General features: G+C 64.0%; 1 protein-coding gene. It reads right to left on the bottom strand.

Features of this window, described 5'->3' with window-relative positions:
• A partial coding sequence (locus P0D96_RS48685) for a type VI secretion system Vgr family protein (protein WP_408321538.1) occupies positions 1 to 253 on the bottom strand: 253 nt, incomplete at both ends.

Here is a 253-nt window from a genome sequence, read left to right as displayed (position 1 = left end):
CGCAGCACGCCCCATGCGTCCGTCGCCAGTTCCCAGCCTTCGCCCCGCGCTTCCTTGCGCCCCTTGTTGCCGTCGATACGCGTGTTGTAGCCGACGATCAGCCGTGACTGCGCATGATCGCTGCTGACCTGAACCTGAAGTTTGCCGGGCGTGTCGTCGGCGACGATCTGGTTAGCCTGGAACCCTTTCAGTTCCTGCGTCCGCGTGCCGCTCAGTGCGTAGTTGGCTGGCAGTAACCACGGTGGCTGCCTGA

This window comes from Paraburkholderia sp. RL17-347-BIC-D (genome assembly GCF_046027915.1).
GTDB lineage: Bacteria > Pseudomonadota > Gammaproteobacteria > Burkholderiales > Burkholderiaceae > Paraburkholderia.
Note: the sequence above shows the minus strand (reverse complement) of the source record. Positions and strands in the feature narration are given on the sequence as shown.